A 26,121-nucleotide genomic window follows, 5' to 3' on the forward strand; every position below is an offset into this window, starting at 1 on the left:
AAATTGTCTTTTTATCGTAAAAAATAGCTATAACATTACGATTATAACATACTTAGAGATTGTATGCAGTAATTTTTCGTCAATATTCTCATTAAATATCAAGCGTACTGTAAACCGCATTTTCTTCGATGAACTCACGACGCGGCTCTACCCTATCTCCCATAAGCATATCAAAAATCTTATCTGCTTCAGCGGCATCATCAACAGAAACTCTCGCCATTAAGCGATTCTCTGGATCCATTGTTGTTTCCCAAAGTTGGTGATCGTCCATTTCTCCAAGACCTTTGTAACGTTGAACCGTTGGTTTTGAACGTCCAACACTATGACGTGCCATAGCTTCTTGCAATTCAATTTCTTGATTGGCACCTGGTTGAATGTACTCTTTAATTTCACTACCAACTTTGATACCGTAAATCGGTGGTTGAGCAATGTAAACATACCCTGCTTCCAAAACAGGACGCATGAAACGGTAAATCAGCGTTAACAACAAGGTACGAATATGGGCTCCGTCAACATCGGCATCAGTCATGATAACAAGCTTATGATAACGCGCTTTTGAGACATCAAATTCAGCACCAAAACCTGTTCCCATAGCTGTAAATAAACTACGAATTTCTTCGTTAGCAAGAATTTTATCCATGCTAGCTTTTTCAACGTTCAAGATTTTACCACGAATTGGTAAGATTGCTTGGTGCTCACGATCACGTCCTGATTTAGCAGAACCACCCGCAGAGTCCCCTTCGACGATGAACAATTCATTCATAGTTGCATCATTTGAAGAACAGTCAGCTAATTTACCAGGAAGATTTGAAATTTCAAGTCCTGATTTTTTACGTGTTACCTCGCGTGCACGTTTAGCAGCGATACGAGCTTTAGATGCCAGAATACCTTTTTCAACGATTTTCTTAGCAATCTGTGGATTTTCTAATAAGAAACGGCTGAAAGCTTCGCTAAATAAACGATTTGTAATTTTAACAACTTCGGAATTTCCAAGTTTCGTCTTCGTTTGTCCTTCAAATTGAGGATTTGGATGTTTAACAGAAATAACTGCCGTCAACCCTTCACGAACATCCTCACCAGTTAAATTGTCATCTTTTTCTTTTAGCAATTTATTCTGACGAGCATAGTCATTAATCACACGTGTTAGAGCTGTACGGAAACCTTGTTCGTGCGTACCACCTTCATGCGTGTGAATGTTATTGGCGAAACTCATCACTGTTTCATGATAACTAGTTGTATATTGCATGGCTACTTCAACAGAAACACCGTCTAATTCACCATCAGTATAGATTGGATTTTCAAAAATAGCTTCTTTATTTTCGTTGATAAATTCAACGTAGCTTGAAATACCACCTTCGTAATGGTAATGTTTTTCTTGCTCAATTCCTTCACGTTTATCAGTAATTGAAATACGTAAGCCACGGTTCAAAAAGGCTAATTCTTGAATACGTTTGGCTAATTTATCAAAATCAAAAACCGTTGTTTCAGTGAAAATTTCTGGGTCTGGAGTAAAGTGAACAGTCGTTCCATGACGGTCGGTATCACCAATTACAGCTAAATCACTAACAACGTGTCCACGACGGTATTCTTGATAATGAATTTTACCGTTACGATGAACAGAGACATCTAATTGTGTTGAAAGTGCGTTAACAACAGACGACCCTACACCATGTAAACCACCTGAAACCTTGTAGCCGCCACCGCCGAATTTACCTCCAGCGTGCAAAATCGTAAAGACTGTTTCAACGGCGGGACGACCTGTTTTTTCTTGAATATCAACAGGAATACCACGCCCATCATCAACAACTGTAATCGAATCATCTTTTTCAATAAAAACTTCAATATGAGTTGCAAAACCAGCTAATGCTTCGTCAATAGAGTTATCGACAATTTCCCATACCAAATGGTGTAAGCCTTCTTTTGACGTTGAACCAATGTACATACCTGGACGCATTCGAACAGCTTCAAGCCCTTCTAAGACTTGAATTTGACTGGCGTCATACTCTTTCGCTAATTCTGCTAAATTTTTATTTTCTTCCGTCATTTACTTCACTATCTCCATTAAGGATTTTTTTCCATCAACTAATAACGTATCAAAGCCAGCAGCTTGACCTGCCTTCCTATCAATCTCACGATCTCCAATTACCAGTGCTTCTTTAATGTCATATTTTTCTTTCAAATACAACATCGATTCTGGACTCGGTTTACGAGAAAAGCCATTTTCTGAAGTGACTACTTCCGTAAAATAAGACAACAAATTAGTTTTTTCTAAAATATCAAGGACTTGTTTGTTACGATGCGATACTAAAAAATTTCGTCCACCACTTGCAACAATTGCCTGCAAAACGTCATGTGCTCCTGCAAATAAAACTGGCGTTTTTAAATATTCGGCTTCCAATTTTTTGTACGCCTTTAAAAATTGAGGTTCGTTTGGGATAAATTGTGCAATAGCAGCATCCGTGGACTCTTTTAGCTTGTTATAAACCTCATCATGCGAGGCAGATTGTCCAAATTCCGCTAAAGTTTTCACGAAAGCTTGAGCAGACATTTCATAATTATCAAGCAACGTTCCACCCAAATCCCACATATAATCATGGTAATTCATACGCTCTATTATATCATATTTTTAAGTTTTTTTATAGTCTATACTGCATCAATTTACAGGTTAGTATATAAGAAAAAAGTCGAGCTAACGCTCAACTTTTATTAATAACGGTCACTTCTTTTAAAATGTTCTGTAATTTCTTGTTCACGGTGTAGGTTGTTTTGATAACTCATTGATAAAATCAGACCGACACAAATCAAATTGGTAATCAATGATGAGCCACCTTGTGAGATAAATGGTAAAGGAATACCTGTTAACGGCAAAATACCAATTGCTGCTCCGATATTTTCAAAAATATGGAACAAAATCATCATGATGAAACCAGTTGAAATGTAAGTATAGAAACGGTTATTTGATTCAAAAGTTACACGAATCATACGATAAATCAGCAAAAGATACAATCCCATGACAACAGCACTACCAATAAAACCAAAATCTTCAGCAATAACGGTGAAAATCATATCACTCTCACGAACTGGCACTGATAAATCAACAACATTGAACCCTTTACCAGTAAGACCACCACTACCAATAGAAACCATTCCTTGTGTTTGTTGGTAGGCAATCGTTTTAGCATATGAAAACGGGTCTAGCCAAGCTGAAATACGATTAATTTGGTAAGTATCCATTCCCAAACCATAAAGGAATTCTTTCCCATTTGGCAAAAGAAAAATTAACATGAACCCCCCAAATGCAAGAGCAACGATAATAACAACTGGAAGGATAATCCACCACGAAATCCCTGATAATAAAATCAAACCAGCTAAAATCGCTGAGAAAACCATTGCTGTTCCTAAGTCTTTTTGAAGCCCTAGTAGCACCATCACAGGTAAGGTAATAAGTGCAAAAATTCCAAGGAGTTTCCAGTCATTTTTCAAAGAATCTTCCTTGAACTTTTGGCGAAACCAAATGGAACATCTGGCAAGCATCAAAATATAGGACACTTTCATAAATTCAGAGGGCTGAAATAACGTTACAGAACCGATTGTAACCCAGTTTTTCGCCCCTGTTGATTCAACCAACTCTGGACTATAAAAGATGAGCGGCAGCACCATTAATATCAATCCAAGACCGTATAAGAACGGCGTTATTTTCCATAAAAATTCAGTGCTAAACAGCATGACAACGAACGCCACACCGCACCCTAAAAGTATCCAAATCACTTGTTGTGTCATCACTTTTGCAATCGTGCTTGGGTAATCATTTATGGTTGCAATATAGATTGCCACCAAGCCAATTAACAAAAGGAAAAAGACAGGTAAAATTACAGAATAATCAATCCGACTATCAATAGAATATTTTTTTCTCGCCATTGTACTTCCTTCGTTTCTGATCAAAAATAATTATATCATTTTTTAATCAAAATTGAGGAAAAAAGCTTGTGAAAATAAAATAAATTTTCAGCAAAAACTAAAAAGCTATACTTCCTATTTTCAATAAATTAGCAACTGATTTTTGTAAGAAAGATTTGAAAAAAAGACGAAATAATTCAGGGGTTATCTGATCTGTAAACCAAAAAATTCCCTGAAATCAAGAGCTTTTTAGCTAGTTTCTATCTCCCCTGCCGGAATCGAACCAGCAACTACTCCTTAGGAGGGAGTTGTTATATCCATTGAACTAAGGGGAGCTATGAAAAAATCTGTCACAAGGACAGATTTTTATCGACGAATAGTTATCGTCAAAATTAACGACGGATTTCTTTAATACGAGCAGCTTTACCTTGTAATGCACGCAAGTAGTAAAGTTTAGCACGACGTACTTTACCATGACGAACAACTTCGATTTTTTCTACACGTGGAGTGTGAAGTGGGAATGTACGTTCAACACCGATACCACTTGAAATTTTACGAACTGTGTACATTTCTGAGATCCCTTGACCTTTACGTGAAATAACCACACCTTCGAAAATTTGGACACGTTCGCGGCTTCCTTCAACAACTTTCGCGTGAACACGAACAGTATCACCAGGGTGGAATGTAGGGATGTCAGTACGTAATTGACTTTCAGTCAAACTTTGGATTAATGGATTCATTATTTTTTCTCCTATCTTACTAATCATTAGGTGCTTGTCCCAGCGGATTAGCCGTATTTTTGTGTGTCCATTACACACTTTTTATATTTTAACAAAAAACATTGGTGGTGTAAAGCCATATCTCGCAACTTTTTTGATGAATTTTTAATAAAAAACACTTAATTTTAAAAGCATAGTTTAGTCATTACCCAAACGCTGTTGATAAATCATTTAAAATGTCAGAACTTCTTGTCCGCCGTAGATAGAATGTTTTCGATTAACGCTGTAAGCAAAAATCATAACCACAACAAAATATGGTAAATTAGCAAAGCCAAATACTTCACCACCAATAAAAATAGGGGCTATAAGTGTATTGGTTGCACTACCAAATACGCTGATATAACCAGCTGCGGCGACAAATTCAATAGGTAAGCCAAAAAGATTTGCCAAAACAACTCCAAGAGATGCACCAATCGCAAAGAGTGGTGTCACTTCGCCACCTTGAAAACCGATAGCCAAAGTCGCTACCGTTAAAAGCAATTTGAGCAACCAATCGTAGAAATAAATTTCTTTACCTGCAAAGCTTGCTTCAATCAAATTTGTTCCCAAACCTGAATAACGTCCATGATAGCATATCAAAAAAATCAGACTTAATAAGATACCCCCAAATAGGATACGGTAATAAGGATTATCCATGACATCTTTAGCCTTTTCTTTAGCAATAGCCAACAATTTTGCGAAAAGATTTCCAACCAAGCCAAAGATAATGCCTAGTACAGCTAATTTGCAAAAAGTCATCATATCAAGTGTCAAATCTGCACTCACTAGATGAGAAAATTTTTCCAATCCTAATGAGTGTGAAGTCGCACTTGCTACAAAAGAAGCGACAGTCATTGGAAGTAAAGCTTGTAATTGCAACTTGCCAAGCACCAAAATCTCTAATGCAAAGAAAACGGCTGCTATGGGCGTTTGGAAAAGCCCTGCAAAACCAGCTGCCATACCTGTAAGCAGAAAAAGGCGCGAGTTATTTTCAAAATCAAAGAAACGGCTAAAACCATGAGCAATCGCCGCCCCTAGTTGAACCGCTACGCCTTCTCGTCCAGCACTACCTCCAAAAAGGTGTGTCAACCATGTTGCCAAAGTGACTAGAGGAACCAAAATAAGCGGAATTTCCTTTTCTTGGCTTTGACCAATCGCAAAAACTAAGCCCATTCCTTTACTTACTCGCTCATCTGCCTTTTGATAAAGAAAAACAATTAAAAGCCCAATAATTCCTAAAAATGGGATAAGATAGTTGAAATGTTCTGTTCGAAAATCGCTAAGAAAAAGTAACACGCGACCAAATACGGTATCAACAAAACCAATCAAAAGCCCGATAACAATGCTAACTAGCATTAATTTTAGCAAGAGCAGATAAGAATAATCTTCATTGTCTTTCAGTTTCTTTATCATCTTCTCACACCTCTCAAGCTCAATCATTGTCAAGTTGTTTTGCTTGGTAGTCACGTGAATTTTTCATGATATCTGCAAATGTGTTAACAATCGTTTGTTCAAACGCTTTATCTTCGACACAACTTGCTGCTTTTTGAAGCACTGCGTCTTCACGGCTAGTATCTAAAATAGGTCTTCCTGTAGACTTCTTGTAAGCAACAACTTGATTAACCAACTGCATGCGTTTTTCCAATAAAGCGACCAACTCCTGATCAACGTGATCAATTTCCTGACGGATAGTATCTAAATTCATCAATAAGATGCCCTTTCTAAACTAATAGCTCATTTTTATATTATGCTTTCTTTTTACCTCTTCGCTTCAAATAAGTAACGACTAAATAAACAACAGCAACAATAACCAAAAGCACTACGATACGTTTAAGATTACCTGCAACAACCGCATCACCACCAAGCGCGTAAACGAAACTGCTCGGAGCCACTCCAATGGTTATATAGAGAAGCCATTTACGCCAAGAAAGCTTGGTTTCAGCGACATGATAATTGACAAGAATCGTTGGCATAATCGGTATCATATAGCCTAAAATAATTCCAAAATCTGTATTTTCAAGTACATCAATGCCAGCAAATCGATTTTTCAATTTTTTCTCACTATCTGTGATGTCAATCATTTTAAGAATCTTGATAAAAACAAAATTTCCCAAAATATTGCTAAAAACGTTCATCAAAAATCCGATACCAGGACCATAAACAACGCCGTTAAATATCGCAAAGATAGCATTAGACATAAATGGAATAGCAGCCGTAACCGCCGTTAACAAAATTAAAATAACAAAATTGAGGATTGTTTTTGAGCGCAATTGCGACAGAATAGCTTTCATTTCAGCTTGAGAACGTGATTGCAAAAAAGTGACAATAATGTCCCAATGCCCAATCACGTAAATCACAAAATAGCTAACTACCGCAATAACACCAATCGTTATTAAAATCTTGCGTAGGTCATCGTACCCGTACTTAAATTTTTTCATACCGCTACCATTATAAAGAAAACTTTTTCACTTGACAAGATGATGTGTAGAAGGCTTTTTGAACATGTTAGCTAAAATAATTAAGGCATCTTATTTGATTAACCAACTGAACCTTCCATGCTCATGGTAATCAGACTGTTTAATTCAACAGCGTATTCCATTGGTAATTCTTTCGTAATTGGCTCCATAAAACCGTTGACAATCATTGCTGTTGCTTCTTCTTCTGAAATACCTCGGCTCATCATGTAGTACAACTGGTCCTCAGATACTTTGGAAACTTTAGCTTCATGTTCCAAAGCCACGTTTGAATTGTGAATTTCATTGAATGGAATTGTATCTGAACTTGATAAATCATCCATGAGAATCGTATCACATTCAATGTGGGATTTTGAGCCACCGCTATTTTTGCCAAAATAAACAGAACCACGATAGTCTGTCTTACCACCGTCTTTGGCAACTGATTTAGAAATCAAGGTTGAAGAAGTGTGTGGAGCATTGTGATATACCTTACAACCCGCATCCAGATGTTGTCCATAATTTGCAAATGCCATAGATAGAACTGATGTTCGGGCGTGTGGTCCGTTTAAGATGGAACATGGGTATTTCATGTTAACCTTACTTCCAAGGTTACCGTCAATCCATTCTAACATACCGTTTTCCTCAACTGTTCCACGTTCGGTAACAAGATTATAGACATTATCAGACCAGTTTTGGATGGTTGTGTAGCGGAAACTTGCATCACGTTTAACGATAATTTCAACCGTTGCCGCATGCAGACTATTGGTTGTGTAATTTGGCGCAGTACAGCCTTCGATGTATTGAATGGAAGCACCTTCATCTACGATAATCAAACTACGTTCGAATTGCCCAGCGTTTTCACCATTAATGCGGAAATAGGTTTGAACAGGAATGTCACATTGCACGCCCTTAGGAACGTAAATAAAGGTTCCACCTGACCAAACAGCACCGTTTAAAGCAGCGAATTTATGCTCGCTATTAGAAACGATTTTTCCAAAATATTTTTTGAAAAGGTCAGGGTATTCTTGCAAGGCTGTGTCTGTATCTGTAAAGATAATGCCTTGCTTCTTGAATTCATCTTTCATATTGTGGTAAACCACTTCAGATTCATACTGTGCCACTGCACCTGACAAAAATTGGCGTTCCGCTTCTGGAATCCCAAGACGTTCAAAGGTTTGCTTGATTTTGTCAGGAACATCATCCCAGTTATTGGCACGACGGTCGGATAACTTTTGAAAATAAATAACATCGTCAAAATCAATTCCAGAAAGGTCCGGCCCCCAATCAGGCATTGGGAGTTTATGGAACAACTCCAAACTTTTTAGGCGACACTCAAGCATCCAATCAGGCTCATTTTTCACCTTTGATATATTGCGTACAATTTCCTCTGTCATCCCCTTACCTGTGGAATAGGTCGGATTGACATCATCGTGAAAACCATAATCGTATTCTCTATTTTTTGCCATATAAAACCTCATTTCTAAACAAGACTTCATCCTTATATGACCAGCTAAAACTTTCTTTATCAGTCAGGCTCCGCAAAGAGAGAAAATTACTTAAATAGCTTCAAAATTCAGTAATATCAAAGCCCTGCTAATTTAATTATTATACCTTCTTTGACAAAGATTTTCACATAAAAAGTATTAAAATACAGCTTTTTAACATAAAAATAACTTTTATCAGCATTTAGGCAACAAAAAAAGAGGTTGAACCTCTTTTTTTGATTAATTTACTTTTTCAGAAATTGTTTCTGAAAAAGCTTCCAATTTTTGAATATCTTCATCATCAGCTGACAAATCAACCTTGATAGAATCAGCACCTTTTGTAGCACCAGTTAATGCAAATTGAGCTTCAAATTCATCAACTGCTTTACAGAAATAATCGTAGAAAGTATCACCAGAACCAACAACACCAAAGATTTTATCTGACAAATCAACGTCGGCAAGATCTTCGTAGAAATCAACGATTTCGTCTGGCAATTCACCATCGCCATAAGTGTATGATGCTACGATAGCAACATCAGCATCTTCAAAATCAGCTGCATCAACAGTTGTGCATTCGTCAACTTCGACAATGTGTCCAAGTTCTTCAAATTTATTTCCTACAATGTCAGCAATTTCTTCAGTGTTTCCTGTCATGCTGGCATAGACAATCTTAACTAAAGCCATAGTTTCCTCCAAACATAAACTACCACTATTGTAGCATATTTTTACAGAAATGTTTCATATAATTATCAATTTTTGATAATAATTCAGCTTTTTGGGCTTCATTTGTGAAAGAAGCTTGGATAGCATTTTTATTAAAGGCTAGAAAATCAGCTACACTTACCCCAAAGTGTTTGACAAAAAGAGTATATTCTTTGGTTAAATTGGTATCAGAAACTGTTCGGGTATCCGTATTAATCGTAATTTTAGCACCAGCATTTTTTAAAGCTAGAAATGGAAATTCATCCAATGATTTAGCGGCTTTTGTCTGTAAATTACTTGTTAAACATAGCTCTAGCTCTGCTGTAACACCCTTTTCGATGAACTCTTGAATTAATTCAGGCTGATTGTAAATAGCTGTACTATGCCCGATGCGCTTAATATCATGGGCGATAGAGTCTGCAATATAATGCGCACAGCCACATTCTCCAGCATGAAAAGTCATTGGAAGTCCTAGCGCTTGTGTTTCTTTAATCAAATTGGCCAATTGAGCAGGTGGAAAGTCCAATTCATTTCCCGCGAAATCAAAACCAACCAAACCTTTTTCAGCTAACTCAACAACATGTTCAAAAATATCTCGCGTCACTTCTTTTGGCGACTGCTTCATACCACAGACGAGCACTTTAGCGACAATGCCAAAGTCTTCTTCAGCTTGCTTTAGCCCAGCAAGCACTGCTTCTACCGTCTCAGAAGCACTCAAGCCCTCATCCATTGACACTTCAGGCGCAAAACGAATTTCAGTATAAATCACGTTTTCTTGTGCTGCTTGTCTTGCAACGTCATAAGCTGCCAAATGTAGCGCTTCTTTGGTCTGTAAAAGTGGACGAACAAAATCAAAAGTTTTGAAATAATCCATTAAAGATTCTGCATTTTCTGGCGCAACCACCAATTGTTTCAGCTCTTTATCTGACACTGTTATATTTGCCATTTCTGCCAATTGATGAATGACCCCCAGCGAGATAGAACCCTCCAAATGACAATGTGATTCTGCTTTTGCTAAATCCTTTAATGTTGTTTTATCCAAGTTAGCCTCCTTAATAAATTTTTTAGCTACTATCTAAATACATTATTGCATTTTTGCAAAGGTGTTTTGAGGATTTTTTTGATTACTATGCACAAAAAATACCAGCTGAAATCAGCTGGCTTTTGTAATCTAACCCCTTATTAAAGTTTCTTACAAGTGATTGAAACAATTGCTTCGTGTTGCCCAAGTTTTGAGAAATTATTTTGTAGAATCCACATAAAAAATGCCCTATAAAATCGTTCTAAGTCAGAAAAAAAGTTATCGCTTTGGGAAAATTTTTCTTCCCAAGATTTCAAGTCGTATTCGACTTGATTGAGTTGTCGTTTTATTTCCAGTAAAAGTTTTTCTGGTACTCGTTGAAGTTTTAGAGCAACACGAAAAATTGAATCAAAAAAGGTAATCTCCGTGATATAAGTTATCATGTTTATCACCTCCACTAAAAACATAACAAAGAAAACTTAAAAGAAACCAAATTTTAAAAGCGCTTCAAATAGTCGTACTCGTTATCCTGCATACAAAAAAGACGCCTATTAGCGTCTTTTTTGTATATACTAAGGTTTAATACGATGTAGCATACGTGGGAATGGAATGGCTTCACGGATGTGTTTTGTTCCAGCCACGAATGTTACCATACGTTCGATACCGATACCAAATCCAGCGTGTGGTACTGAACCGTATTTACGAAGGTCAAGGTAGAATTCGTATTCCGATTTATCCATTTCAAGGGCATCCATTTTAGCCACAAGAGCATCGTAATCATCTTCACGGACTGAACCACCGATGATTTCTCCGTAACCTTCTGGTGCAAGAAGGTCAGCACACAAAACGCGTTCCGGATTATCAGGAACTGGCTTCATATAGAAAGCTTTGAAGCTTGCAGGATAATTGATAACGAATGTTGGAACACCAAAATAGTTTGAAATCCAAGTTTCATGTGGTGAACCGAAGTCATCACCGTGTTCTAGATGTTCGTAATCAGCATCTTCGTCATTTTCATGTTCTTGAAGAAGCGAGATAGCATCATCGTAAGAAACACGTTTGAATGGTTCTGCAATGTATTTTTTAAGCAAATCAACGTCACGTTCCAAGATTTCAAGGGCTTGTGGAGCACGGTCAAGAACACCTTGGATAAGAGCTTTAACATAAGCTTCTTGAAGATCAAGAGATTCTTCGTGTGAAAGGAATGAATATTCAGCATCCATCATCCAGAACTCAGTCAAGTGACGGCGAGTTTTTGATTTTTCAGCACGGAAAACAGGACCGAAGTCAAAGACACGACCAAGCGCCATAGCACCAGCTTCAAGGTACAATTGACCTGATTGGCTCAAGTAAGCAGGTGTACCAAAATAGTCTGTTTCAAACAATTCTGTTGAATCTTCAGCCGCATTTCCTGATAAGATTGGGCTATCAAATTTGATGAAGCCATTTTTATCAAAGAATTCATAAGTTGCATAGATAATTGCATTACGAACTTGCATGATAGCCATTTGTTTGCGTGAACGCAACCACAAGTGACGGTGATCCATTAGGAAATCTGTACCATGTTCTTTTGGAGTGATTGGGTAATCTTCTGAGTGACCAACAATTTCAAGGTCTGTCACATCAAGCTCATAACCAAATTTTGAACGAGAATCTTCTTTGACAATACCTGTGATAAGGATAGAAGTTTCTTGGTTAAGGTGTTTGATAGTATTGAATTTTTCAGTTCCTTCTTCTTCACCAAATTTTTCGATGAAGTTTGGTTTGAAAGCAACAGCTTGGAAGAATGCTGTTCCGTCACGAAGTTGTAGGAAGGCAATTTTTCCTTTTCCTGATTTGTTGGCAACCCAAGCACCGATTGTGACTTCTTCACCAACATGGTCTTTAACATCAATAATAGATACGTAATCTTTAGACATATTTCCTCTTTTCAACTATTACTCTGACACTTCTGTCAGTTTAATCTTACTTATTTTATTTTTTGTGCTATTGATTGTGACTTGGTAGGTCATTTCTTTTTCGCCGCCGTCCCAGTCTTGACAATAGGTTAACTTGAAAGATTGCTTTCCAGATTTTGTCACCTTTCCTGTCAATTGACTATAACCGCCAGAACCTACGGTATCTGATTTACTTGGATAAGTGTGATAAGTTACACCCTCTAAAGTAATAGCTTCGCTATTAACATCACTAGCTACCCAAGAATATCCCGTGCTGCTGTTACTAGCCAAATCAATTTCAAAGGTCTTTTCATCTGTACTAACACGATAATCTCCAAGTTCTGTTAGCTTGGGAGAGCTCGGTTTGAAATGAATTCCCAATCCGACTAATACAATTCCTAAAAAGGCGACTAATACAATAATGATTTTTCGTCTTTTAGACATAGCTTATTTTTCCATAAAGGCTTTCAAACGATTAACAGCGTCTTTCAAAGTGTCCAAGTCAGTGGCATAGCTCAAACGAACATTTTCAGGAGCACCAAAACCTGCACCAGTGACAAGAGCAACACCAGCTTCTTCGAGAATAGCTGTTGTAAATGCTGTGACATCTGTATAGCCTTTCATTTCCATCGCTTTTTTCACGTTAGGGAAAAGGTAGAATGCCCCTTGTGGTTTAATCACTTCAAATCCAGGAACTGCATTAAGCAATGGATAGATAGTATTAAGGCGTTCTTCGAAAGCTTGACGCATTGTCTCAATAGAATCTTGTGGACCAGTAAGAGCTTCAATGGCTGCATATTGAGAAACGGCTGTCAAATTTGAGGTTGTTTGGCTAATAACTTTTGCCATTCCTGAAATAATTTCTTCTTCAGCAACCGCAAAACCGACACGCCAACCTGTCATGGCATAAGTTTTTGAAACACCGTTAACCACAACAGTTTGTTTTCTGATAGCTTCTGAAATACTTGAGATTGGTGTAAACTCATTACCATTATAAACCAACCGTCCATAAATATCGTCAGCAAGAATTATAATGTTGTGTTCTACTGCCCAATTTCCGATAGCTTCCAATTCATCACGTGTGTAAATCATACCTGTTGGGTTAGACGGCGAATTTAACAAGAGAACTTTTGTTTTTTCTGTACGAGCTGCTTCAAGTTGTTCAACGGTCGCTTTGAAATGATTGCTTTCAGTTGTCGCAACAGTTACTGGCACACCATCAACCATTTTGACTTGGTCAACATAAGACACCCAGCATGGTGTTGGGATAATGACTTCATCGCCTGGATTAAGAACAGTTGTAAAGAAAGTATAAAGGATAAATTTTGCACCTGTTGCCACAACCACTTGATTACGATTGATTGAATAGCCATAGAATTTTTCCATGTAGCTATTAATAGCATCTTTTAATTCAGGTAGTCCTGAAGCAACTGTGTAAAAGCTTGCTTTACCATTTTGAATTGCCTCAATAGCTGCATCTTGGATATTTTTAGGAGTTACAAAATCAGGTTCTCCCAAAGTAAGTGATGAAATATCACGACCTTCTGCTTTTAAGGCTTTAGCACGCGCACTTGCTGCTAATGTCACACTTTCTTCCATGTTCAACACGCGATTTGATAAGTTTGTCATATGCCCTCCTTCTTCACGAGCTCACTTGTTTCAAAATTCACAAGATAATAACCATTAGTAGCTGTTACTTCCCAAATAGGCGTTTCGTCATAAATACCATAAACAACCTTAGAAATACCAGTCGCTCCATTTGCTGTCGCAACTTGCTTAGCTTCTTTACGACTAATACCATCATTTACAGAGTAGACATAAACTTCACCATTGTCCTCGCCAACAGACACAATCTTTTGCTCTCCAGATGATGTTGTCCCATAAACGCTATAATAAGTCTCTGAACCATTATAAAGGTCAACTGAAGATGTTTCTGTCAAATCAGCTTTTTCAACGGCAACTTGGGTAGCCAATTTTTCTGCGTCCAGTCTCGGTTTCACTGATAGATACAAAACCGTCACCACAGAAATCAAGAGAACTAAGAAAATCAAGCTAAAACCAAGTAAATACTGTTTTACTGGTGTTAATTTTTTCATTTACTTCTCCCTTTTAGTTTATCCCCTTTATTATAGCAAAAAATTCTTTATTTCTGTTAGACTCTTTGAAAATTTTTGAGAAGAAAGGTAAAATTCTTCTGTCAAAGCATCATTTATCATTTTTCCGTATGATTTTGTCAATATCCGATTGTCTAAAATGAGCACAGCTGAGCGTTGATTGTCACGTCTCATCGTACGTCCAATCGCTTGTTTTAATTTCAAGATTGCTAATGGTAATGAATAATCATAAAACGGTGATTTGGCTTGCGCTAGCAAATAATTGCTGATTTTTTGCACAAATAAATCCTTAGGATTTTCAAACGGCAATCGTGTGATGACCTCAATTATTTTATCTGCTTGAACAAAATCCACACCTTCCCAGAAAGCGCCTGTTCCAAGAAGAATACGACTTTCACCACGTTCAAAACGACGTTTGACATTATAAGCCGTACCATTTTTCTCCTGCGTCAAATGATGAAGTGCCATATCATCTAGCAAATCAGAAACATCAAGCATTGTTTTCTTGGCATTAAATAACACCAAAATCGGCTCATCCAATTGTTTTAACTGATAAATACGCTCTGCAATGGCTGAAGCATATTCTTCCTCAGAAATATCAGCGACATTTGGCATTTCCTCATCAATCCAAATATGTTGGGCATTCTGCTTATCATGCGCAATGCTCATGAAATGATAGTGTTCAAAGCCTAGCAAATCAGCTAAACTAACCTGCGGACTGATATGCAAGGTTGCCGAAATCATATAAGTCTTGCGTGTTTCGGGTAGAAATTCTTGAAAATTCAACAATTCTTCACTACTAGCATTTAGGTAAGTTTGACGTTTTTCATTTTCAACAATTGTCTCAAACCAAAAATCAGTAAAAGGCTGCGCAAATAAGGCTAACAAATCCTCCAAACAAATATATCGCCAATCAGGATTGAAAGCCAGCAATTCATTGGTTGCTTGTTCTAAACGACGAGCGTCCTCTGTTGTCACATAGACCTCTTGATTTTGGTAAAAGCGTGTTGCCAAATGGCTCAATTGGAAAGAAAGGCTTTCTATCAATCGTTTTTCCAATGTCGATAAAGCTGCATCTAAGTGCTTTTCAAGTTTTTGCACCAATTGCGTTACGTTAACACGACGACGTGAAAATTGCTCCAAATTTAAAATCAATTTTTGGGCTTCATCAAAAACAAGCACTTTCTTAGCCGCAAACGCCTTATCATCTTGCACACGTTCTAAAAAATAAGCATGATTAATAATCAATAGTTTGCTATGTTTCGCATTTTCATAAGTACGATTCCAAAAATCAACATCCTTATAAAGGGATTTTTCGCTTAAATTTCCATCATGTTTAATCTGGTCAAAATAAGCTTCAAATCGCTGTTTTTGTTTGATTTCATCTAAATCGCCAGTCTCCGTTTCAGTCAGCCAAACCAAAAGCTGCATTTTATAACGATTTACCAAACGATTATCCCCTTCACGTCGCAAACTATCCGCGAAGGCATCTAATTTAATATAGTTACCAGGACCTTTAATTGATTGACACGGTATGTGAAAAACGTCTTGAATCTTTCTGACTTCATTTGCCATGATTTGGTCTTGAAGAACCTTAGTTGGTACGGAAACAATGACCTGCTCATCTTGAGCTAACTGGAGCAAAGGTAAAAGATAACCATAGGTTTTTCCAAGTCCTGCTTGCGCTTCTAAAAATGAGACCTGTGACGATTGAAAATCATCTTTAACCAACTGTGCAAACTGACTTTGCTTTTCACGCGCATCCAAGCCCAGAAGCGCCAAATTGACATCAAATGCTTCTGATAATTGACGCGCTTCACCAATCGTTTTTGGTTGTCGTAGCACTAAGCCACCAACTTCTTGAAAATCTTTTGGCGATAAAACCTTAGCCTGTTTGAAGCTTTCCTCAATTAACATCCCTGTTTCAAACAAAAGGTTATCAGCTAAAGGCAAAAGGCTTTCCAAGACTTCCTTGGGCAGGCTTTTCATTTTTGCTTTCAATTTTAAAAATAGCTGCGCAGTCGCATAGGCATCTGAAATTGCCGTGTGAGCATCTGCCAAATCTAAAGCTAAAACATCAGCTAAATTTCCCAAACTGTATTTCTCAAAAGTTGGATAAAAAACCTGCGCCAATTCAACCGTATCAACGCGAGGTGTTCGTAATTCATAGCCTTCCATGAATAATTGTTCTGCTAACAGATTGGCATCAAATTTGACATTGTGAGCCACAAAAACACAATCCTCAATTAGGTTAAAAATCTCCTGCGCAACTTGTGAAAAATCTGGCGCTTTTGCCAATTGCTCATCTGTAATACCAGTCAAATTAATAATATGTTCAGACAAAGCCTCGTGGGGATTGACATCCGTTTGATAGGTCTTGACGATTTCATCATTTTCAATAATCACAATCCCAACTTGAATAATTTCTGCCATTGCATGGGCACCCGTTGCCTCCAAATCCACAATAGCATATTTTTGAGAATTCACTTGCATCATAACACATAGATTATACCATTTTTGCTAGGTACATTCATCTAATCTCAACATTATTTTTAATCTCACATATCTCCAAATCTCACAAATATGACTTTTAGCCAAATTTTTGATACACTTTTTTTATGAAGATTTTTAGATTATTAAATCACGTTGCACGTGAAAATACTTATTTATTGGTCAATGACCAAGGCATTATTGTTGTTGATCCAGGTAGTGATGTTGACCATATTCAAGAAAAGATTGCCTCATTTGATAAACCAGTTGTGGCAATTTTAATCACACATGCTCATTATGACCATATTATGGGACTTGATGTCATTCGTGACGCTTTTGGACACCCACCTGTTTACATTTCTGATAAAGAAGCGTCTTGGCTTTATTCGCCGAAAGATAATTTTTCAGGTTTGGAGCGCCATGCGGATTTGCCAGATGTTGTCTTAGCGCCTGCCGAACATCATTATCAGTATGATGATGATTATCAAATCGCTGGTTTTCGTTTTCATGTTCGTCAAACGCCTGGACATTCTTGCGGTAGTGTTTCCTTAGTATTTCCAGATGATGAATTGGTTTTAACTGGCGATGCTCTTTTTCGTGAAACAATCGGACGCACAGATTTACCAACGGGAAATTCTGAACAATTACTAAATAGTATAAAAGCTGAACTTTTCAGCTTGCCAAATCATTTCATGGTTTACCCTGGTCACGCTCGTGAAACGACTATTGCCCACGAGAAGAATTTTAACCCATATTTCAATTAGCCATGAAAAAAATCAAAAAATTTACTTTAAGTTTCCTTCTGATTATTGCTATTCTAATTACCATTAGTGGAGTGGTACTTCATCAAAAAACTTACCAAGCAAGTTCAGAAGCACAGACAGCTGCTAAAACTGCCGAAAGCACAAAAGATTATCTGTTTTTTCAAAGTTCTGGCACCGCTAAAGCTAGTATTGTTTTTTACCAAGGTGCTCTCGTCGAGGAAACAGCCTACGCAAGTTTGGCAAAAAACTTAGCGCAAGAAGGTTTTGACGTTTATCTCTTAAAAACACCTTTGAATCTGCCAGTTTTATCAAGCAACAAAGCCTTAAAAGTGACTGCGAAAAACAATCTCTCCAATGTTTACCTAGCTGGACATTCACTAGGTGGCGTTGTTGCCTGCTTAAATGCCGCTGATTCTGACTCTCAAGCCATTTCTGGGCTTATTCTACTTGCGAGCTACCCATCTGAAAAAACTAACTTATCTGATAGTAATTTAAAAGTTCTATCAATCACTGCTAGCAATGATAAGGTACTGCAATGGGACAATTACGAAAAAGCTAAAAAGCGCCTCCCTGACGATACCGAATACTTGACTATCGTCGGTGGTAATCATAGTGGTTTTGGCGATTACGGCAAACAAACCAAAGACGGTAAAGCAACCATTTCCCAAACAGAACAAGAAAGCCAAATTACTTTAGGCATTACTGATTTTATTGATTAAAAAAATGACTTTCTGAAATATCAGAAGGTCATTTTTTAGATTAAATTTTAAGATAACGTCTCATTGAGATAACTGAACCAAGTGCTCCGATAATAATTCCGACTAAGAACATACCTCCAATGACAAGTGGCAGAAATGTGTCGACTGGATATAATGACAAGCCTTGGACTTCAAATTGTGGGTTAACCGATGAGTAAACAGTCTTGTACGCAAAGTAAATGATAATTGATGGAACAATCGCTCCAAGAAGCCCTACCCAAGCACCTTCAAAGAAGAATGGTCCACGGATATAAGAATTTTTAGCACCTACCAAACGCATGATTTCAATGTCACGTTGACGAGACATGATTGTCATGCGAATCGTATTGGAAATTAAGAAAATCGCTACAAAAATCAAAAGCACTGTTCCTGCAAATCCCCATGTACGAATAAATTTAGCAATACTGAAAAGTTGGTCTGAATTTGAGCCACCATAATCCACTGACTCAACACCTTCAATTTTAGTAATTTTATTAGCCACTTTCTTCACATCTGATGGTGAGTCTGCCTCAACAATGTAAACGTCTTGCAATGGATTTGAGTCACCATCAAAAAGCGTCCAATCATCTCCGTAGGCTTCTTGTAATTTTTCAAGTTGTTCATCTTTACTTGAATAAGTAACTGATTCAACACCTGAAACTTTTGAAATTTGGTCATAAACTTGGTGATACGAATCATTAGTGACTGTTTCACCAACTTCGTTAGTTGTTGTTTCAGAGCTATCTGTTGAGTCAACATCCAAATAAACATTAATTTGAATGTTATTTTCAATACCTGTTGCGATACGCTCAACGTTCAATAGAACAGCAGCAAACACACCAACAAGTGTCAATGTAATGGTAACAGAACTGACTGAAGCGACGGTCATCCAAACATTACGTTTCAAACTTTTAATGGATTCCCATAAATGGCGGAAAAAATTTCTAATCATTATATCCGTATTCTCCTTCCTCCTCGTCACGTACAATGCGACCGTCTTCAATAGCGATAACCCGATGACGAAGATTATCGACAATTTGTTTGTTGTGTGTTGCCATCAAAACAGTTGTTCCTTGAAGATTGATGCGTTCTAATAATTGCATGATTTCCCATGAAATTTCTGGGTCAAGGTTACCTGTTGGTTCGTCAGCAATCAAAACTTTAGGATTATTAACAATCGCACGTGCAATTGCAACACGTTGTTGTTCACCACCAGATAATTGCTCTGGGAATGAACGCATTTTATGCTTAAGCCCAACCAAATCAAGAACTTCTGGCACACGTTTTTTAATTTCACGTGGTTTTTCACCGATAACTTGCATTGCATAGGCAACATTTTCAAAAACAGTTTTTTTAGGAAGAAGTTTATAGTCTTGGAAAACAACTCCAATGCTACGACGCAAGATTGGAACATCCCGTTTTTTCAATTTTGTTAGGTTAAATTCCCCAACTTTAAGAGTTCCAGCAGATACTTTTTCCTCACGGTACAATAGTTTAATAAAGCTAGATTTACCGGCACCAGAAGGACCAACAATATAAACAAATTCACCTGAATTGACAGATACGTTAATATCTCTCAAAGCAGTCGTTGAGCGGTGATACTTCTTGGTTACACCATTCATTTCAATTAATGCCATTTGTATTTTCCTTTACGATTTTGTTATCCTAAAATTTTACTTTCGAATTAATCAATACGCCATTTTAGATAAGCGTCGATGAAGCCATCAATGTCACCATCCATAACTTTATCAACTTGAGCAATTTCATAGCCTGTACGATGGTCTTTAACCATTGTATAGGGCGTAAAGACGTAAGATCGAATTTGACTTCCCCATGTGATTTCTTTTTTATCACCTTTAAGGGCATCCACTTCTTGCGCTTTTTTCTCTTGCTCTAATTGATAGAGTTTGGCTTGTAACATTTTCATCGCACGGTCACGGTTTCCGTACTGAGTACGATCAACCGTTGATGCTACAACAATTCCTGTTGGAATGTGGGTCAAACGAACACCAGTTGATACCTTATTGACGTTTTGTCCCCCAGCACCACCTGAACGGAAAGTATCCATTTTAATATCATCATCACGAATGTCAACTTCAATTGTATCATCTAATTCTGGCATAACTTCGACAGAAGAAAACGATGTATGACGACGTTTGGCTGAATCAAACGGTGAGATACGCACTAGACGATGAACTCCCATTTCAGATTTCAAAAGCCCATAAGCATTTGGACCTTCAAATGAAAGAGTAACAGATTTGATACCAGCTTCGTCCCCTGCTTGATAATCAAGGGTTTCAACTTTAAAACCTTTGGCGTTGCCGTAGCGTGTGTACATACGAAAAAGCATATCAGCCCAGTCTTGAGCTTCGGTACCACCTGACCCTGGATGAATTTCCAAAATAGCGTTGTTGCGGTCATAAGGCTCTGATAAAAGCAAGGTCATTTCATAACTTGTCATGATTTTATCAAGCTTTTCAAGACTTTCCTCTAATTCAGCTTGAACAGAATCATCTTCGTCCAACATTTCCAAATAAAGTTCAGTTTCGTCAGACAACTCTTGCATTTCATTAAAGGTTTCATAGGTTTGTTTCAAACCATTTAACTCTTGAGACGTTTTCTGAGCTGCAATGTTATCATTCCAAAAATCTGGCTCAGTCATTTTATTTTCAAGAAGCGCAATGTCCTCTTCTAAACGATCTAAGTCAAAGAGACCTCCTGAAGCTAGTCAACTTCTCTTGATTTTCTACTATTTTTTGACGAATTTCAGCTACTTCCATGAAATAACTCCTTTTACTAAGATACTAAGTCCGTTAAGAAAGCGAGATGAAAATAGGAATTTGACACTGTGTCCTAGGACACAGGAAAAATTATCTTTTTCGCGACGCTTTTAGGACGAGTTCAATTAATTAAGATACTAAGTCCGTTAAGAAAGCAAAGTAAACATTGAATTTTTACGCTACCTTTAGAACTTATCCTATATCACTACTGTTTTCTTATTCTACCATAAAGCCCGCAAAATTACCATTATACGCCATACTTCATTTGCATCAAAACCACATGATAAGTGGCTTTCTCACCACCAAAAATATTTCTATAGAAAATTAACACTCAGTAGTTTCTATTTTAAGCTAAAAATATAATTCAAATAAGGCAGGACAATTACAAAACGGTAACAAAAGATGAGGTTAGATAGAGCTGTTATGTTTTTCATTTTCGACAAACTGCAGCACTTCTGTCAAATTATCAATCAAAATATCTGCTTTTGATTGGTCAGCACCAAAGACTTTATCACGAATGGCTAGAACACGCACACCAGCTGCCACACCTGCTTGAATCCCTTTTGGGCTATCTTCAATAATCACAATATCTTTTTTTGCAAAGCCTAATTTCTCACAAGCGGCATTATAAATAGCAGGATTAGGTTTACCTTCTGCAAATTCGCTTCCCGATAGAATATGACTAAAGTACTGCTTTAAGCCTGATTTTTCCAAAGCATCTTCGATATCTTCACGCGCACTATTAGAAGCCAATGCTAGGATGATTCCCTTGGCTGTTAATGTTGCCAAAACCCTACGAGCATCAGCAAAAACTAGCTCATCGTAAGCTGGTCGATGAGTATTTTTATAAGCTGTGTATTCGGCTTCTAGTGCTTTAGTATCATAATTTGCAATCTTATCACCTAAGATATTTTCCCAAAATTGATCCATGCGCCCGCCAATGAAATATTTTGGCGGCAAGTGTTTGACCGAAATGCCTTTACTGCCTAAAAATGTCTCACGTCGTTTAAAATAAAAATTCTCAGTGTCAAATAAGACACCATCCATATCAAATATTATTGCCTTTATCATGAAAGCCTCCTGAAAGTATTCTATCATATTTTTAGAAGAGATAAAAATACACATCAAAGGCTTTTTAGAAGATTTTTTGTTACAATAATGCCATGACAAAACTAGCTATTATGAGTGATTTACATATTGATTTAAATCATTTTGATGATTTTGAAATCCAGACACTCATTGACACATTAAGCGCAGAAAAAATTTCTCATCTGCATTTCGCTGGAGATATTTCTAACCATTTTTATGACATCTCTTACTCATTTTTAGAAACAATGAGCAAGCATTTTGACGTTACTTATAATCTCGGCAATCACGATATGCTTGATTTAGATGACAAGGTGATTGATGCTTTGGATTTTCAAATTATTCCGTTGGGGAAAAAGACACTCTTGGCTTTTCATGGTTGGTATGATTATTCCTTTTTCCCAGAAAAATCTGAAGCTGAAACAATCAAATTTAAAAATACTTTCTGGTTTGACCGACGTTTAAATCGCAACTTTTCTGACAAAGAACTCACGCGCCAAACAACACAAAAACTCGATAAAGCCTTATCAACAATTACCAATGACGTGATTGTCAGTCTGCATTTTGTGCCACATCACCAATTTACCTTGCAACACGAGCGTTTTAAACCATTTAATGCTTTTTTAGGTAGTCAAGTTTTTCATGATATTTTCAAAAAACATCAGGTTAACGACGTGATTTTTGGGCATACTCATCATAGTATCGCTTCGCAGCAAATTGACAATATTACTTACCATGCTAAACCGCTTGGTTATATCCGTGAGTGGGATTTGACTATTGATTATGTCAATCAACACCCTGAACTCAACCCAAATCAGACCTGGAATCTTAGCAAACGCTACAACATTGTCAAAAAAATTGATGACTTTACTGATTACAAACATCAAAATTTGGCACAAGAATTCCGAAAATCCATGACTATTTTTGAATTATAATAAAAAGCAAATCTCACACATGAGATTTGCTTTTTTGCTGAATCAATCTGATTCATTTTTTATATTTTTAAATTGCTTTTTCATCTTGTCCAAGGACACGTTGAATAGCTTTAACGATTTCAGTTAGAACAACCATAAGTGAGCTTCCGATAATAACAGCAAGCCATTGTGTAGCGCTTAGATGCGAAACATGGAACAAATCATTAAATCCAGGTACTACGATCGTTATCATCAAGAGAAGAAAGGCGATTGGGATAGCCCAGTTAAAGGTTCTGTTTTTAAAAGCTCCAACAGTAAAGATAGATTGATAAACAGATTTAACATTGAAAGCATGAACCAATTGAATCAAACCAAGTGTCGCAAATGCCATTGTCAAAGCATCTTCGTGTACCATACGATTAGTAGCATGTTCTGGGAACATCAACGCCCAACCATAGACACCAAGAACAAGAACAGTTTGGAAAATTCCTTGGTAAATAATCGCTCCCATGACACCACCGTCAAAGAAATTAGACTTACGACCACGAGGTTTGTGGCTCATAACACCAGGTTCGGCAGGTTCAACACCAAGCGCAATAGCTGGTAGTGTATCGGTTACCAAGTTAATCCAAAGAAGATGAACAGGTTGAAGCACATCCCAACCAAATAATGTTGCAAAGAAAATCGTAAAGACTTCTGCCATGTTAGCTGAGAGAAGGTATTGAATAGATTTTTGAATGTTTGAGAAAACTTTACGTCCTTCTTCAACTGCAACGATAATTGTAGCAAAGTTATCATCAGCAAGAACCATATCAGAAGCGCCTTTAGATACTTCTGTACCTGTAATCCCCATACCAATACCAATGTCAGCTGTCTTGAGTGAAGGCGCATCATTGACACCATCACCAGTCATGGCAACAACCTTACCTTCATTTTGCCAAGCTTTTACGATACGCACCTTGTGTTCTGGAGACACACGTGCATAAACGGAGTATTGTTTGAAAACTTTTTGGAATTCTTCATCAGAAAGTTCATTAAGTTCAGCACCAGTAAAGACGTGGTCTTGACCATCATCTTCAATGATACCAAGGCGTTTGGCAATAGCTTCCGCTGTATCTTGGTGGTCTCCAGTAATCATGATTGGACGAATACCAGCTTCTTTAGCAACAGCAACAGCTTTTGCAGCTTCTGGACGTTCAGGGTCAATCATTCCGACCAATCCAGAGAAAATCAAATCAGACTCAATAATATCTGATTCAAGGGCTGGGACCTCAGAGACATATTTGTAAGCCATCATCAAGACACGTAGCGCTTTTCGGGCCAAATCTTTATTAACAGCAAGAATGCCTTCTTTTTCTTCAGCGGTAATATCACGTACTTGACCATTTTCTTCGATACGAGTAACACGCTTAAGCAATTGGTCTGGAGCACCTTTTACCGCAACAAAATATTTGCCATCTGCTTCCTTATGAATGGTTGACATCAGCTTACGTTCAGAATCAAATGGTAATTCTGCAACACGTGGCTCTTCAACAAGAGCTTCACGTATATCAAAACTGTGATCCAGTCCAAATTGAACAAGAGCTGTTTCTGTAGGATCGCCAATGAGTTTTCCATTTGGATCAATCTTCGTGTCATTAGCAAAATTCATAATACGAAGAGTATTATTATCAGAGGCAATGTCACTAGCAGCACTTTGTAGCTCACCGTTTGTATAGACTTTTTCAACAGTCATCTGGTTCATGGTCAACGTTCCAGTTTTATCAGAGGCAATAATTTCAGTTGAACCAAGTGTTTCAACGGCAGGAAGTTTACGTACGATTGAGTTGCGTTTTGCTAATGTTGTTGTTCCCATTGATAATACAATCGTAACAATAGCAGGTAAACCTTCAGGTATAGCAGCTACAGCTAATGCAACAGATGTCATTAAGCCTTCAATTGGAGATTCTCCACGAACAAAGACCCCTACAATAAAAGTAACAATGGCAATAGCTACAACCAAATAAGTCAAAACTTTAGATAATTGGTTAAGGTTTTGTTTAAGTGGAGTATCTGTTTCATCAGCATTAGCTAACATATCAGCAATTTTACCAACTTCTGTATACATTCCAGTATTAACAACAACACCAGAACCACGTCCATAAGTGACATTTGAGTTTTGGTAAGCCATGTTAACACGGTCACCGATACCAGCATCAGCTGCAACTTCTACCGATAAATCTTTTTCAACAGGAACAGATTCACCAGTCAATGCTGCTTCTTCAATTTTTAACGACGCAGCTTCCAACAAGCGCATATCAGCAGGTACGACATCACCAGCTTCAAGCATAACAATGTCACCAGGAACCAATTCTCTTGAATCAATTTCAACAATATGACCATTACGACGCACACGTGCAATCTGACTCGACATATCTTTCAGCGCTTCAATTGCAGCCTCTGCCTGCCCCTCTTGGTAAACACCAAACGCTGCGTTAAGAATAACAACTGCCAAAATAATAAGCGCATCTGTTAGCCCTTCGCTTCCCTCTGTAACTACCGAAAGCGCTGCTGCAACTAGCAAAATAATAATCATTAAATCCTTGAATTGGTCAAGAAATTTTGCTAGTAAACTTCGTTTTTGACTTTCTTCAAGTTCATTATGACCATATTCATCCAAGCGCTTTTGTGCTTCCGCAGTAGATAAACCTTCACGTGATGATTGTAACTCATCTAACGTTTCATCTTTTCCTTGTGTGTAAAACAAGGCTTTACTTTGTTCTTTAAACAAAATAGCTTCCTCCTCTGGTCTCAAAAATAGAAAAAGAGACCTGTTTTTTTAAAAAAACAAGTCTCGCTGTTTAAGATTATGCCGGAAATCAACGATTTCGTAATGACGACATAAACGCGATTTTTCAGTCGCAAATTGCGTACTGAAGGTTTATCATTTAGTTTTGTGTTCATCCTAGGCACCATAGCTACAGATTAGAATTGAATCCAGC

Annotated in this window: 24 protein-coding genes and 1 tRNA gene; 3 read left to right on the plus strand and 22 right to left on the minus strand. The window is 37.5% G+C overall.

The window, feature by feature from the left end; all coding sequences use genetic code 11:
• Positions 1–91 precede the first annotated feature (91 nt).
• The 17 genes from gyrB to CCC20_RS02325 all read right to left on the minus strand — a co-directional run bounded on the left by gyrB (position 92) and on the right by CCC20_RS02325 (position 16,865).
• Positions 92–2,044 carry a DNA topoisomerase (ATP-hydrolyzing) subunit B gene (gyrB, locus tag CCC20_RS02245; RefSeq protein ID WP_013852068.1) on the minus strand — a complete coding sequence of 651 codons (1,953 nt, stop codon included), beginning with the start codon at positions 2,042–2,044 and terminating at the stop codon, positions 92–94.
• Entirely contained in the window at positions 2,045–2,605 is a 561-nt protein-coding gene (locus CCC20_RS02250; protein ID WP_003065640.1) for an HAD-IA family hydrolase, read from the minus strand.
• A gap of 101 nt (positions 2,606–2,706) precedes the next feature.
• The gene (locus CCC20_RS02255; protein ID WP_013852069.1) at positions 2,707–3,918 is read right to left on the minus strand and encodes an FtsW/RodA/SpoVE family cell cycle protein; all 1,212 of its coding nucleotides are present in this window, start codon (positions 3,916–3,918) and stop codon (positions 2,707–2,709) included.
• Positions 3,919–4,160: 242 nt separating this feature from the next.
• Positions 4,161–4,232, minus strand: a tRNA-Arg gene (locus CCC20_RS02260).
• A 57-nt stretch (positions 4,233–4,289) separates the two neighbouring features.
• On the minus strand, positions 4,290–4,637 hold the full coding sequence (gene rplS / locus CCC20_RS02265) for a 50S ribosomal protein L19 (protein WP_013852070.1): 348 nt from the start codon (positions 4,635–4,637) through the stop codon (positions 4,290–4,292).
• 210 nt (positions 4,638–4,847) lie between these two features.
• Positions 4,848–6,068: a voltage-gated chloride channel family protein gene (locus tag CCC20_RS02270; protein ID WP_013852071.1), complete on the minus strand. Its 1,221-nt coding sequence runs from the start codon at positions 6,066–6,068 to the stop codon at positions 4,848–4,850.
• 19 nt (positions 6,069–6,087) lie between these two features.
• Entirely contained in the window at positions 6,088–6,360 is a 273-nt protein-coding gene (locus tag CCC20_RS02275) for a chorismate mutase (protein ID WP_003065645.1), read from the minus strand.
• Positions 6,361–6,400: 40 nt separating this feature from the next.
• Positions 6,401–7,093, minus strand: a complete 693-nt coding sequence (locus CCC20_RS02280; protein ID WP_013852073.1) for a TVP38/TMEM64 family protein — start codon at positions 7,091–7,093, stop codon at positions 6,401–6,403.
• A gap of 98 nt (positions 7,094–7,191) precedes the next feature.
• Positions 7,192–8,577 (minus strand): Fe-S cluster assembly protein SufB, encoded by a 1,386-nt coding sequence (gene sufB, locus CCC20_RS02285; protein WP_013852074.1) that lies wholly within the window; start codon positions 8,575–8,577, stop codon positions 7,192–7,194.
• Between the two features lie 258 nt (positions 8,578–8,835).
• Positions 8,836–9,279, minus strand: coding sequence for a flavodoxin (locus CCC20_RS02290; protein ID WP_013852075.1), 444 nt, complete (start codon positions 9,277–9,279; stop codon positions 8,836–8,838).
• Between the two features lie 25 nt (positions 9,280–9,304).
• The gene (gene add / locus CCC20_RS02295) at positions 9,305–10,339 is read right to left on the minus strand and encodes an adenosine deaminase (protein ID WP_013852076.1); all 1,035 of its coding nucleotides are present in this window, start codon (positions 10,337–10,339) and stop codon (positions 9,305–9,307) included.
• Positions 10,340–10,479: 140 nt separating this feature from the next.
• A complete protein-coding gene (locus CCC20_RS02300; RefSeq protein ID WP_013852077.1) occupies positions 10,480–10,761 on the minus strand; it encodes a hypothetical protein in 282 nt (93 codons plus the stop codon).
• 129 nt (positions 10,762–10,890) lie between these two features.
• A complete protein-coding gene (asnS, locus tag CCC20_RS02305; protein WP_003065655.1) occupies positions 10,891–12,237 on the minus strand; it encodes an asparagine--tRNA ligase in 1,347 nt (448 codons plus the stop codon).
• Between the two features lie 18 nt (positions 12,238–12,255).
• A complete protein-coding gene (locus CCC20_RS02310; RefSeq protein ID WP_003065657.1) occupies positions 12,256–12,699 on the minus strand; it encodes a protease inhibitor I42 family protein in 444 nt (147 codons plus the stop codon).
• Positions 12,700–12,702: 3 nt separating this feature from the next.
• Positions 12,703–13,884, minus strand: a complete 1,182-nt coding sequence (locus CCC20_RS02315; protein ID WP_003065658.1) for a pyridoxal phosphate-dependent aminotransferase — start codon at positions 13,882–13,884, stop codon at positions 12,703–12,705.
• Positions 13,881–14,351: a cell wall elongation regulator TseB-like domain-containing protein gene (locus tag CCC20_RS02320; protein ID WP_003065660.1), complete on the minus strand. Its 471-nt coding sequence runs from the start codon at positions 14,349–14,351 to the stop codon at positions 13,881–13,883. The genes CCC20_RS02315 and CCC20_RS02320 overlap by 4 nt, the downstream gene beginning before the upstream one ends.
• A gap of 30 nt (positions 14,352–14,381) precedes the next feature.
• Complete coding sequence (locus CCC20_RS02325; RefSeq protein ID WP_003065662.1) at positions 14,382–16,865, minus strand: bifunctional DnaQ family exonuclease/ATP-dependent helicase; 2,484 nt, start codon at positions 16,863–16,865, stop codon at positions 14,382–14,384.
• A gap of 122 nt (positions 16,866–16,987) precedes the next feature.
• Here CCC20_RS02325 and CCC20_RS02330 point away from each other — a divergent pair, with 122 nt between their 5' ends.
• Entirely contained in the window at positions 16,988–17,623 is a 636-nt protein-coding gene (locus CCC20_RS02330) for an MBL fold metallo-hydrolase (RefSeq protein ID WP_003065664.1), read from the plus strand.
• A 2-nt stretch (positions 17,624–17,625) separates the two neighbouring features.
• On the plus strand, positions 17,626–18,342 hold the full coding sequence (locus CCC20_RS02335; RefSeq protein WP_003065665.1) for an alpha/beta hydrolase: 717 nt from the start codon (positions 17,626–17,628) through the stop codon (positions 18,340–18,342).
• Between the two features lie 40 nt (positions 18,343–18,382).
• Here CCC20_RS02335 and ftsX read toward each other — a convergent pair whose 3' ends face one another.
• From ftsX to CCC20_RS02355, 4 genes are all read right to left on the minus strand, one after another.
• Positions 18,383–19,312 (minus strand): permease-like cell division protein FtsX, encoded by a 930-nt coding sequence (ftsX, locus tag CCC20_RS02340; RefSeq protein WP_003065667.1) that lies wholly within the window; start codon positions 19,310–19,312, stop codon positions 18,383–18,385.
• Entirely contained in the window at positions 19,305–19,997 is a 693-nt protein-coding gene (ftsE, locus tag CCC20_RS02345) for a cell division ATP-binding protein FtsE (RefSeq protein ID WP_003065669.1), read from the minus strand. The genes ftsX and ftsE overlap by 8 nt, the downstream gene beginning before the upstream one ends.
• 47 nt (positions 19,998–20,044) lie before the next feature.
• Positions 20,045–21,140, minus strand: a protein-coding gene (gene prfB / locus CCC20_RS02350) for a peptide chain release factor 2 (protein ID WP_101774304.1) whose coding sequence is annotated in 2 segments (ribosomal slippage) — positions 20,045–21,067 and positions 21,069–21,140 — 1,095 coding nt in all. Because the reading frame shifts where the segments join, the coding sequence is not laid out codon by codon here.
• A gap of 408 nt (positions 21,141–21,548) precedes the next feature.
• Positions 21,549–22,211: an HAD family hydrolase gene (locus CCC20_RS02355; protein WP_041972834.1), complete on the minus strand. Its 663-nt coding sequence runs from the start codon at positions 22,209–22,211 to the stop codon at positions 21,549–21,551.
• A gap of 92 nt (positions 22,212–22,303) precedes the next feature.
• Between CCC20_RS02355 and CCC20_RS02360 the strand changes: the two genes are divergently transcribed.
• Entirely contained in the window at positions 22,304–23,161 is an 858-nt protein-coding gene (locus CCC20_RS02360; RefSeq protein WP_003065674.1) for a metallophosphoesterase, read from the plus strand.
• A gap of 67 nt (positions 23,162–23,228) precedes the next feature.
• Here the strand turns inward: CCC20_RS02360 and CCC20_RS02365 are convergent, their stop codons facing one another.
• Complete coding sequence (locus tag CCC20_RS02365) at positions 23,229–25,910, minus strand: cation-translocating P-type ATPase (protein ID WP_013852084.1); 2,682 nt, start codon at positions 25,908–25,910, stop codon at positions 23,229–23,231.
• Positions 25,911–26,121: the final 211 nt, after the last annotated feature.

Source organism: Streptococcus sp. LMAG:39 (assembly GCF_008680485.1).
Taxonomy (GTDB): domain Bacteria; phylum Bacillota; class Bacilli; order Lactobacillales; family Streptococcaceae; genus Streptococcus; species Streptococcus pasteurianus.

Excerpts from the sequence above, each read along its gene's own strand:
- gyrB (WP_013852068.1), bottom strand. The coding sequence starts at position 2,044 with ATGACGGAAGAAAATAAAAATTTAGCAGAATTAGCGAAAGAGTATGAC.
- CCC20_RS02250 (WP_003065640.1), bottom strand. The coding sequence starts at position 2,605 with ATGAATTACCATGATTATATGTGGGATTTGGGTGGAACGTTGCTTGAT.
- CCC20_RS02255 (WP_013852069.1), bottom strand. The coding sequence starts at position 3,918 with ATGGCGAGAAAAAAATATTCTATTGATAGTCGGATTGATTATTCTGTA.
- rplS (WP_013852070.1), bottom strand. The coding sequence starts at position 4,637 with ATGAATCCATTAATCCAAAGTTTGACTGAAAGTCAATTACGTACTGAC.
- CCC20_RS02270 (WP_013852071.1), bottom strand. The coding sequence starts at position 6,068 with ATGATAAAGAAACTGAAAGACAATGAAGATTATTCTTATCTGCTCTTG.
- CCC20_RS02275 (WP_003065645.1), bottom strand. The coding sequence starts at position 6,360 with ATGAATTTAGATACTATCCGTCAGGAAATTGATCACGTTGATCAGGAG.
- CCC20_RS02280 (WP_013852073.1), bottom strand. The coding sequence starts at position 7,093 with ATGAAAAAATTTAAGTACGGGTACGATGACCTACGCAAGATTTTAATA.
- sufB (WP_013852074.1), bottom strand. The coding sequence starts at position 8,577 with ATGGCAAAAAATAGAGAATACGATTATGGTTTTCACGATGATGTCAAT.
- CCC20_RS02290 (WP_013852075.1), bottom strand. The coding sequence starts at position 9,279 with ATGGCTTTAGTTAAGATTGTCTATGCCAGCATGACAGGAAACACTGAA.
- CCC20_RS02300 (WP_013852077.1), bottom strand. The coding sequence starts at position 10,761 with ATGATAACTTATATCACGGAGATTACCTTTTTTGATTCAATTTTTCGT.
- asnS (WP_003065655.1), bottom strand. The coding sequence starts at position 12,237 with ATGTCTAAAGATTACGTATCTATTATTGATGTTAAAGACCATGTTGGT.
- CCC20_RS02310 (WP_003065657.1), bottom strand. The coding sequence starts at position 12,699 with ATGTCTAAAAGACGAAAAATCATTATTGTATTAGTCGCCTTTTTAGGA.
- CCC20_RS02315 (WP_003065658.1), bottom strand. The coding sequence starts at position 13,884 with ATGACAAACTTATCAAATCGCGTGTTGAACATGGAAGAAAGTGTGACA.
- CCC20_RS02320 (WP_003065660.1), bottom strand. The coding sequence starts at position 14,351 with ATGAAAAAATTAACACCAGTAAAACAGTATTTACTTGGTTTTAGCTTG.
- CCC20_RS02325 (WP_003065662.1), bottom strand. The coding sequence starts at position 16,865 with ATGATGCAAGTGAATTCTCAAAAATATGCTATTGTGGATTTGGAGGCA.
- CCC20_RS02330 (WP_003065664.1), top strand. The coding sequence starts at position 16,988 with ATGAAGATTTTTAGATTATTAAATCACGTTGCACGTGAAAATACTTAT.
- CCC20_RS02335 (WP_003065665.1), top strand. The coding sequence starts at position 17,626 with ATGAAAAAAATCAAAAAATTTACTTTAAGTTTCCTTCTGATTATTGCT.
- ftsX (WP_003065667.1), bottom strand. The coding sequence starts at position 19,312 with ATGATTAGAAATTTTTTCCGCCATTTATGGGAATCCATTAAAAGTTTG.
- ftsE (WP_003065669.1), bottom strand. The coding sequence starts at position 19,997 with ATGGCATTAATTGAAATGAATGGTGTAACCAAGAAGTATCACCGCTCA.
- CCC20_RS02355 (WP_041972834.1), bottom strand. The coding sequence starts at position 22,211 with ATGATAAAGGCAATAATATTTGATATGGATGGTGTCTTATTTGACACT.
- CCC20_RS02360 (WP_003065674.1), top strand. The coding sequence starts at position 22,304 with ATGACAAAACTAGCTATTATGAGTGATTTACATATTGATTTAAATCAT.